Genomic DNA, 9,613 nt, shown 5'->3' on the forward strand with positions numbered 1-9,613 from the left:
TGATTTCGACTGTTCTACCGCCATCGCTAGCAGGCTAACTCCCACATTTTTTTTGCCGCGTTCTCAGGTTTTTCGCAGGCAAAAAAAATCCCCGTATCTTTCGATACGAGGATTTTTAATATGGTCGGGGTAAGGGGATTCGAACTCCTGACATCCTGCTCCCAAAGCAGGCGCGCTACCGGACTGCGCTATACCCCGGCTTGAAATTGGCTCCGTGACCAGGACTCGAACCTGGGACCCAATGATTAACAGTCATTTGCTCTACCGACTGAGCTATCACGGAACTACATATTTCAATTTACAACGGTGAAACTTACAGCTCTTAGACCCTTGTTCGCATCGCTGCGTTCGTGTGTCTGAGGCGCGCTATTCTACAACCTAGATCACCTCTGTCAACCCCCTAAATTGCTTTCAAGTTAATGATTTGCAACTTATTTCAGATTTCTGCTCAGTGAGCTGAAACCGTGTTGGTGACTGACTGCGGGGCGCACTTTACAAGCCTTTTCCTTTGAGTTCAACAGCCTAACGAAAAAAAGGCCTCGCAAAGCGAGGCCTTCTTCAAATAACCAGCGTTTGAACTCAGTTGAAAACGATTTCGTCGTTCGTAACTACGCCGGTTGCTGTATCGCCGGGCAAGAAATGCCCCGACAAGATCAGCTGTGCCAACGGGTTCTCGATCCAGCGCTGGATCGCCCGTTTCAGTGGGCGTGCACCGTAGACCGGGTCGTAACCCACCGCTATCAGCTTGTCCATCGCTTCCGGACTCAGTTCCAGCTTCAGCTCGCGCTCGGCCAGACGGCTGCGCAGGCGGCTCAGCTGGATCTCGGTGATACCCGCAATCTGATCCCGCGCCAATGGCTCGAAGATCACCACTTCGTCGACCCGGTTGATGAACTCCGGACGGAAGTGGCTGGTCAGCGCGTCCATTACGGCTGCACGCTGAGCCTCACGGTCACCCACCAGCTCCTGGATCTGCACCGAACCGAGGTTCGAAGTCATGACGATCACAGTATTGCGGAAGTCCACCGTACGCCCGTGGCTGTCGGTCAGTCGCCCGTCCTCCAGCACTTGCAGCAAGATGTTGAACACATCCGGGTGCGCCTTCTCGACTTCGTCCAGCAGGATCACCGAGTACGGCTTGCGACGTACCGCTTCGGTCAGGTAACCGCCCTCTTCATAGCCGACATATCCTGGTGGCGCCCCGATCAGTCGAGCCACGGAATGTTTCTCCATGAACTCGGACATGTCGATCCGCACCATCGCCTCTTCTGTATCAAAGAGGAATTCGGCCAGCGCCTTGCACAACTCGGTTTTACCGACACCGGTCGGGCCGAGGAACATGAACGAGCCACTCGGACGATTCGGGTCGGACAACCCGGCACGGGAGCGCCGTACCGCATTGGAGACGGCCACCACCGCCTCTTCCTGACCGATCACCCGTTTGTGCAACAGGCTTTCCATCTTCATCAGTTTGTCGCGCTCGCCTTCGAGCATTTTCGACACAGGAATGCCGGTCCACTTCGACACGACTTCGGCGATTTCCTCTTCAGTCACCTTGCTGCGCAGCAACTGGTTTTCGCTCTTGCCGTGCTGGTCGACCATTTGCAGGCTGCGTTCCAGATCCGGGATCACCCCGTACTGCAACTCGGCCATGCGGTTCAGGTCACCTTTGCGGCGTGCAGCTTCCAGTTCCTGACGCGACTGTTCGATCTTCTGCTGAATCTGTGCAGAACCCTGAACCTCGGCTTTTTCCGAATTCCAGATTTCTTCCAGATCCGAATACTCGCGCTCCAGACGAACGATTTCTTCCTGAAGTTTTTCCAGGCGTTTCATCGCCGCTTCATCGCTTTCTTTCTTCAGCGCCTGGGATTCCACCTTGAGCTGAATCAAGCGACGCTCGAGACGATCCAGCACTTCCGGCTTGGAGTCGATCTCCATGCGGATACGGCTGGCGGCCTCGTCGATCAGGTCGATGGCCTTGTCCGGCAGCTGCCGATCCGTGATGTAGCGATGGCTGAGCTTGGCTGCCGCGATGATCGCGCCGTCGGTGATCGCCACCTTGTGGTGAACCTCGTAACGCTCTTTGAGGCCACGCAGGATCGCAATCGTGTCTTCTTCGCTCGGCTCATCCACCAGCACTTTCTGGAAGCGCCGTTCGAGGGCCGCGTCCTTCTCTATATATTGGCGGTACTCGTTGAGCGTGGTCGCGCCGACACAATGCAACTCGCCACGCGCCAATGCTGGCTTGAGCATGTTGCCCGCATCCATCGAGCCTTCGCCTTTACCGGCGCCGACCATGGTGTGCAGTTCGTCGATGAACAGAATGATCTGCCCTTCCTGCTTCGACAGTTCGTTAAGCAGGGATTTCAGGCGCTCTTCGAACTCACCGCGATACTTGGCACCGGCAATCAGCGCGCCCATATCCAGCGACAGCAGACGCTTGCCCTTGAGGCCATCCGGTACTTCGCCATTGATGATGCGCTGGGCCAGACCTTCGGCAATCGCGGTTTTACCCACGCCAGGTTCACCGATCAGCACCGGGTTGTTCTTGGTGCGGCGTTGCAGAACCTGAATGGTGCGACGGATTTCATCGTCACGGCCGATCACCGGATCGAGCTTGCCGTCTTCGGCGCGCTTGGTCAGGTCGACGGTGTACTTGTCCAGCGCCTGACGCGACTCTTCGTGGTTGGCGTCATTCACCGCCTCACCGCCACGCAGATTGTTGATCGCGTTTTCCAGTGCTTTCTTGCTGACGCCCTGACCGAGCAGCAACTTGCCGAGCTTGCTGTTCTCGTCCATGGCGGCGAGCAGCACCAGTTCGCTGGAAATGAACTGATCACCTTTCTGCTGGGCCAGACGATCGGCCTGATTGAGCAGGCGCGCCAGATCCTGCGACATGTTGACGTCGCCGGTCGGGTTCTGGATTTTCGGCAGTTGATCGAGCTCTTTGGTCAGCTCTTTGCGCAAACTGTTGACGTCGAAGCCCACCTGCATCAGCAGAGGCTTGATCGAACCACCCTGCTGTTCAAGCATGGCTTGCATCAAGTGCGCCGGCTCAATTGCCGGATGATCATGACCGACGGCCAGAGATTGGGCGTCGGACAAAGCTAACTGTAATTTACTGGTTAAACGGTCTATTCGCATGGGTCACCTTCCTTTTGAGCAGGCCGGACCTAAAAACCGTCCTGAATAAAGAAACCTGCCAGATACCGCTATAGATGCGGTCGATTCTGGAAGATTCAAGCGTCAGAGGGTTGATGCAGATCAGTCAGTCTAGCGGGTGAGCCAAACGAGGGAGGCAAAGCGACCGGTGCGCGACGCACGGCGATAGGAAAAGAAGCGTGGATCGCTCACGGTGCAGAATCCGCCGCCATAAACAGCGGTGACACCGCGTACGGCCAGACGCAAACGCGCCAGCTCGTAGATATCGGCCATGAACTTGCCGGGATTGACGCTGGGCACGAAGGCCTTGGCAGCCTCGGGCAATTGATTGACGAACACTTCGCGCACTTCCGGGCCGACTTCAAAGGCTTGCGGGCCGATGGCCGGACCGAGCCAGACCAGTACGTCTTGCGGCGCCGCATCGAGATGATCGAGCGTGGCTTCGAGCACACCCGCCGCCAATCCGCGCCAACCGGCATGGGCTGCCGCAACACGGGTGCCGGCACGGTTGCAGAACAGCGCGGGCAGACAATCGGCGGTCATTGCCGTGCAGGCAATGCCTGGAGTGTCGGTCCAACTGGCGTCAGCGGTGGCAACCACGCCCGGATCGGCATGTGCCACGGCAATGCCGTGCACTTGCTGCAACCAGGCAGGCTTTATAGAGAAGTGATCGGTCAGGCGACGACGGTTCTCGGCGACGGCCTCAGGGCGATCATCGACATGATCACCCAGATTTAGGCTGTCGAACGGCGCCTCGCTGACACCACCCTCGCGGGTGCTGACGCAGGCTTTGACGCTGGCCGGCGCAGGCCAGTCCGGCGTCAGCCAGTTCATCCGATGAATGCCTCACGATCCTGCTTGAGCAGGGTCAGCAGCCAGACGAAATCATCAGGCAATGCCGATTCCCAGCTCATGCGCACACCGGTCGTCGGATGGTCCAGCTCAAGGAATCGCGCATGCAGAGCCTGCCGCGGGAAATTCTTGAGGGTTTCGACCATGTTCAGGTTCGCCGCCGGCGGAATGCGGAAACGACCGCCGTACGCCGGATCGCCGACCAACGGGAAGTTGATGTGCGCCATGTGGACGCGAATCTGGTGGGTACGGCCGGTTTCCAGTTTCACCCGAACGTGGGTGTGGGAACGGAAACGCTCCAGCACGCGGTAGTGGCTGACGGCAGGCTTGCCGCCTTCCATCACCGCCATGCGCTGGCGCTGCTGGCCGTGACGACCGATCGGCGCGTTGATCTTGCCGCCGGCAGTCACCACACCAATCACGATGCATTCGTAGATCCGGCTGACACTGCGGCTTTGCAGCTGTGTCACCAGTTTCGTCTGCGCCTGAATGGTCTTGGCCACCACCATCAGACCGGTGGTGTCCTTGTCCAGGCGATGCACGATGCCGGCGCGCGGGACATTGATGATGTCCGGCACGTGGTGCAGCAAGGCGTTGAGCAAGGTGCCATCGGCGTGACCGGCAGCCGGGTGCACCACCAGGCCCGCAGGTTTGTTGATCACCAGAATGTCGTCGTCTTCATAGACGATGTCGAGTTCGATGTCCTGGGCGATCCATTCGCCCTGGGCTTCTTGCTCGGCGGTCAGCTCAAGGATGGCACCACCATGCACGATGTCACGCGGGCGGATGACCGCCCCGTCCACAGTCAGGCGACCTTCTTTGATCCAGGCGGAAAGGCGCGAGCGAGAGTGCTCAGCGAAGAGTTGGGCGGCGACTTGATCGAGGCGTTGGCCGCCCAATTCGGACGGCACCTCTGCGCTAAGTTCAATTTTCTCGGACATGCTCTGACTAGGCGTCGGCACAGCCTTTGGTTTCGGCTGCGCGCTTGTGGTTAAATACGGCGTCTTTTGCCCCGAGGCTTTCTACGGGGGGCTGATCTTTACAGGACGGCCACGCCCATGACAGCGGCCGTCATAGGGACGCAAGCCGCCATGCAAGTGAAACACCTGCTGCTGATCGCCATCCTCGCATTGACCGCTGCTTGCTCATCGAAGGAAGTCGTAGACGAAAACCTGAGCGAAGCCGAGCTGTATCAGCAGGCCCAGCAAGATTTGGATAACAATAGCTATACCAGCGCTACAGCCAAGCTGAAGGCTCTGGAATCGCGTTATCCGTTCGGTCGCTACGCTGACCAGGCACAGCTTGAGCTGATTTATGCGAACTACAAGAACGCCGAGCCGGAAGCTGCAAAGTCCGCCGCCGAGCGTTTCATTCGTTTGCATCCACAGCATCCAAACGTCGATTACGCCTACTACCTTAAAGGTCTGACTTCTTTCGACCAGGACGTTGGCCTGCTGGCGCGCTTCCTGCCGCTGGACATGACCAAGCGTGATCCGGGCGCTGCGCGCGACTCCTACAACGAGTTCGCCCAGCTGACCAGCCGCTACCCGAACAGCCGCTACGCGCCGGACGCCAAGCAGCGCATGATTTATCTGCGCAACCTGCTGGCGGCCTACGAAATCCACGTGGCCGACTACTACCTGACCCGTCAGGCTTATGTTGCTGCCGCCAACCGTGGCCGTTACGTAGTGGAAAACTTCCAGGAAACCCCATCGGTCGGTGACGGCCTGGCGGTAATGACTGAAGCCTATCAGCGTCTGCACCTGGACGAACTGGCGGCTACCAGCCTGGAAACGCTGAAGCTCAACTACCCGAATCACCCGACCCTGCAGGACGGTCAATTCGTGCCACGCGTGGCCGAGGCGGACAACCGTTCGTTCCTGAGCAAGGCGACTTTGGGCCTGATCGAATCGCGTCCACCGCTGCCGCCAGGCGAGACCCGCGCCAACCAGGACGTGCAAAAGCAGTTCCAGGACGCGAAAGACGCGATCCCGAACGACCTCAAGCCGAAAGACGAAAATGGCGAAGTGATCGAAGAAACACACGAGGCCGCTGGCAACAACGACGACCGCTCGTGGTTCAGCTACATGACCTTCGGCGTGTTCGACTGACACACCGGGTTGCACAAAAAGGGAGATCTTCGGATCTCCCTTTTTTATTGCCGCACGTTAATAGGCTGTGCGCTTGTCAGGACCTTGGCTAAACTGCCGAATCATTAGTCGGAAAGCCGCTCATCATGCTTCGTTTACTGTTCTGGATCGTCCTGATATTTGCTGCGGTCTGGCTGTGGCGCAAATTCAAGGCGCCCGCCTCGTCCCAATCCAATAACGCCCCTCGCGAGCAAGACGCCCCGCCGATGGTGCGTTGCGCCCATTGCGGTGTGCATTTACCGCGTGACCGAGCCTTGAGCGTTCAGCAACAGTGGTATTGCAGCCAGGCTCACCTTGAGCAAGGCCCCGGTTCCAGTGGTCGCTGAGGCCGCCAACGCCGACAGCAAACAGGCCCAGCGACTGCTGCGCCTTTATCACCTCTACCGCCTGAGCGTCGGCATCACCCTGGTGCTGCTGATCTCCAGCAACATGGACAACCGGCTGCTGACGTCGTCCAACGACGACTTGCTGCGCAGCGGCAGCTGGTTGTATCTGATCCTGAATATTCTGCTGGTGGTGTTCCTCGAGAACACCCGCCGTCCGTCGCAGTTGTTCACCCTGGCATTGGTCGATGTCTTGCTGCTGTGCGGTCTGTTTTACGCCGCCGGTGGGGTAGCCAGTGCGATTGGCAACCTGCTGATCGTTTCGGTAGCGATCAGCAATACCCTGCTGCGGCGACGCATCGGCCTGCTGATTGCGGCCATTGGTGCCCTCGGCATCGTCGGCCTGAGTTTTCTGTTGAGTTTCAGTCATCCGCTGAGCGCCAACGATTACCTGCAAGCCGGCACGCTCGGAGCACTGTGTTTTGCCGCATCGCTGCTGGTGCAAGGGCTGATCCGCCGCCTGGAAGTCAGCGAGAACCTTGCCGAACAACGTGCCAGCGAAGTGGTGGGACTCGAAGCCCTCAACGCGCTGATCCTGCAGCGCATGCGCACCGGGATTCTGGTGCTCGACGAGCAGCGTCGGGTGCTCCTGGCCAACCAGGGCGCCCAGAATCTGCTGGCGCAATCGCATCTTGAAGGACATTTACTCGACGACTTTTCGCCCGTGTTGGTCGAGCGCCTGCAACTGTGGCTGAACAATCCGACGCTACGTCCGCAAAGCCTGAAAATCCCCGGCAACGGTCTGGAACTGCAACCTAACTTCATCGCCCTCGATCAGAGCCCCAATCAGCAAACCCTGATTTTTCTCGAAGACCTCGCGCAAATCGCCCAACAAGCCCAGCAACTGAAACTCGCCGCGCTGGGCCGACTCACCGCCGGTATCGCTCATGAAATCCGCAATCCGCTGGGCGCAATCAGCCATGCAGCGCAGCTAATGGGCGAATCCGAGGAACTCGATAGCGCGGATCGGCGTCTGACGCAGATCATTCAAGATCACTCGCAGCGCATGAACCGAATCATTGAAAACGTCCTGCAACTGTCCCGCCGCCAGCAGGCCGCCCCGCAGCGCCTGGACCTCAAGCCATGGCTGGAACACTTCGTCGAAGAAAGCCGCGAGCAGGCCACCGAGCGCCAGCAGGTTCATCTGCGGATCAATTCAGGTGACTTCATGACCCTGATGGACCCCGACCAGCTCACGCAAATTCTCGACAACCTGTTACGCAACGGCTGGCGCCACAGCGCCCTGCTCCACGATCAGGCCGAAGTCTGGCTGGCGCTGTTCGTCGACCCCGAGAGCCAGTTGGCGGTGCTTGAAGTGCAGGACAACGGCCCCGGTGTGCCGCTGGATCAGCAGACGCATTTGTTCGAACCGTTCTTCACCACTAGCAGCCAAGGCACAGGCCTTGGGCTTTATCTGTCCCGTGAGCTGTGCGAAAGCAATCAAGCGCGCCTAGACTTCAAATCACGCCAAGGCGGCGGCTGCTTTCGCATCACCTTTGCTCACGGACGGAAACAAAGTTGAACACGAGCCCACGGCAAAAAATCCTCATCGTCGACGACGAGCCGGATATCCGCGAACTCCTGGAAATCACCCTGGGACGGATGAAACTCGACACCTTCAGCGCGCGCAACCTCGGCGAAGCCCAGGCACTGTTGCAGCGCAATACCTTCGATCTGTGCCTGACCGACATGCGCCTGCCCGACGGCACGGGGCTGGAGTTGGTGCAGCACATACAGCAACGTTATCCACAACTGCCGGTGGCGATGATCACCGCGTATGGCAGTCTGGAAACGGCGATCAACGCGTTGAAGGCCGGGGCTTTCGACTTTCTCACCAAACCGGTGGACCTCACGCGCTTGCGCGAACTGGTCAGCACCGCGCTGAAGATGCCGGCGGCAGGCGTCGCCAGTACATCGATTGACCGGCGATTGCTCGGTGATTCACTACCGATGCGCAATCTGCGCAAACAGATCGACAAACTGGCCCGCAGCCAGGCGCCGGTTTATATCAGCGGCGAATCCGGCAGCGGCAAGGAACTGGCCGCTCGACTGATTCACGAACAGGGCCCACGCGCCAGTCAGCCGTTTGTGCCGGTGAACTGCGGTGCGATTCCTTCGGAACTGATGGAAAGCGAATTTTTCGGTCACCGCAAAGGCAGTTTCAGCGGCGCAGTCGAGGACAAACCCGGGCTGTTTCAGGCAGCCCATCGTGGCACACTGTTTCTTGATGAAGTCGCAGACTTGCCGTTGCCGATGCAGGTGAAACTGCTACGGGCGATTCAGGAAAAAGCGGTGCGCAGCGTCGGCGGTCAGCAGGAAACCGTGGTTGATGTGCGCATCCTTTGCGCCACGCACAAGGACCTCGAAACAGAGGTCGCTGCCGAGCGTTTCCGGCAGGATCTGTATTACCGACTGAATGTGATCGAACTGCGCGTGCCTTCACTGCGCGAACGTCGCGATGACATCGAAGTGCTGGCCGGGCATATGCTCAAGCGCCTGGCCAATGGCAGCGGCCAACCAGCTGCGCGGCTGCATCCTCAGGCGCTGGAAGCACTCAAAGGCTATCGTTTTCCAGGCAATGTGCGGGAGCTGGAAAACGTCCTCGAGCGGGCGCACACCTTGTGTGAAAACCGTACGATCGAGGCGCAAGACCTGCGGTTGAGCGAGGGTAATTGCGCAGCGGACAGCGGCGTACCGGACCTGACCCAGATCGACAATCTGGAGGACTATCTGGAAAACGTCGAACGCAAACTGATCTTGCAGGCCCTGGAAGAAACCCGCTGGAATCGCACGGCAGCGGCGCAGCGCTTGAGTTTGTCGTTCAGGTCGATGCGCTATCGATTGAAAAAACTCGGTCTGGATTGAGGGCCCCTTCGCGAGCAGGCTCACTCCTACAATGTTCGTGGCGTCGACAAAATTTATGTCCACCGCAAAACCTGTGGGAGCGGGCTTGCCCGCGATGGCGTCGGCACATCCAGAATTGTTGCCAACTGACCCACCGCTATCGCTGGCAAGCCAGCTCCCACAAGGTCCTGCGTTGTAACCGAGAACCAAGGCTCATCAAAA

7 protein-coding genes and 2 tRNA genes are annotated in these 9,613 nt (G+C 58.7%); 4 read left to right on the top strand and 5 right to left on the bottom strand.

The features are described 5' to 3' along the window. Window positions 1–121: 121 nt before the first annotated feature. The 5 genes from ACIOZM_RS22475 to rluD form a co-directional block, all read right to left on the bottom strand. A tRNA-Pro gene (locus ACIOZM_RS22475) sits at window positions 122–198 on the bottom strand. A gap of 9 nt (window positions 199–207) precedes the next feature. Further along, window positions 208–283: transfer RNA gene (locus ACIOZM_RS22480), tRNA-Asn, on the bottom strand. A gap of 296 nt (window positions 284–579) precedes the next feature. Continuing rightward, a complete protein-coding gene (gene clpB, locus ACIOZM_RS22485; protein ID WP_401217375.1) occupies window positions 580–3,144 on the bottom strand; it encodes an ATP-dependent chaperone ClpB in 2,565 nt (854 codons plus the stop codon). Between the two features lie 129 nt (window positions 3,145–3,273). Beyond that, window positions 3,274–3,996, bottom strand: a complete 723-nt coding sequence (pgeF, locus tag ACIOZM_RS22490) for a peptidoglycan editing factor PgeF (protein ID WP_401217378.1) — start codon at window positions 3,994–3,996, stop codon at window positions 3,274–3,276. Next, window positions 3,993–4,955, bottom strand: coding sequence for a 23S rRNA pseudouridine(1911/1915/1917) synthase RluD (rluD, locus tag ACIOZM_RS22495; protein ID WP_401217381.1), 963 nt, complete (start codon window positions 4,953–4,955; stop codon window positions 3,993–3,995). The genes pgeF and rluD overlap by 4 nt, the downstream gene beginning before the upstream one ends. A 150-nt stretch (window positions 4,956–5,105) precedes the next feature. On the opposite strand from rluD, the gene ACIOZM_RS22500 reads away from it, so the two are divergent. The 4 genes from ACIOZM_RS22500 (at window position 5,106) to ACIOZM_RS22515 (ending at window position 9,412) form a co-directional block, all read left to right on the top strand. Next, window positions 5,106–6,125, top strand: a complete 1,020-nt coding sequence (locus tag ACIOZM_RS22500) for an outer membrane protein assembly factor BamD (protein ID WP_401217391.1) — start codon at window positions 5,106–5,108, stop codon at window positions 6,123–6,125. Window positions 6,126–6,250: 125 nt separating this feature from the next. Beyond that, window positions 6,251–6,490, top strand: a complete 240-nt coding sequence (locus tag ACIOZM_RS22505) for a PP0621 family protein (protein ID WP_401217384.1) — start codon at window positions 6,251–6,253, stop codon at window positions 6,488–6,490. After that, a complete protein-coding gene (locus ACIOZM_RS22510) occupies window positions 6,480–8,069 on the top strand; it encodes a sensor histidine kinase (RefSeq protein WP_401217394.1) in 1,590 nt (529 codons plus the stop codon). The genes ACIOZM_RS22505 and ACIOZM_RS22510 overlap by 11 nt, the downstream gene beginning before the upstream one ends. Continuing rightward, window positions 8,066–9,412, top strand: a complete 1,347-nt coding sequence (locus tag ACIOZM_RS22515; protein ID WP_401217386.1) for a sigma-54-dependent transcriptional regulator — start codon at window positions 8,066–8,068, stop codon at window positions 9,410–9,412. Before ACIOZM_RS22510 ends, ACIOZM_RS22515 begins: the two co-directional genes overlap by 4 nt. Window positions 9,413–9,613: the final 201 nt, after the last annotated feature.

It is taken from the genome of Pseudomonas sp. NPDC087346, assembly GCF_044744235.1.
Taxonomy (GTDB): Bacteria; Pseudomonadota; Gammaproteobacteria; order Pseudomonadales; family Pseudomonadaceae; genus Aquipseudomonas.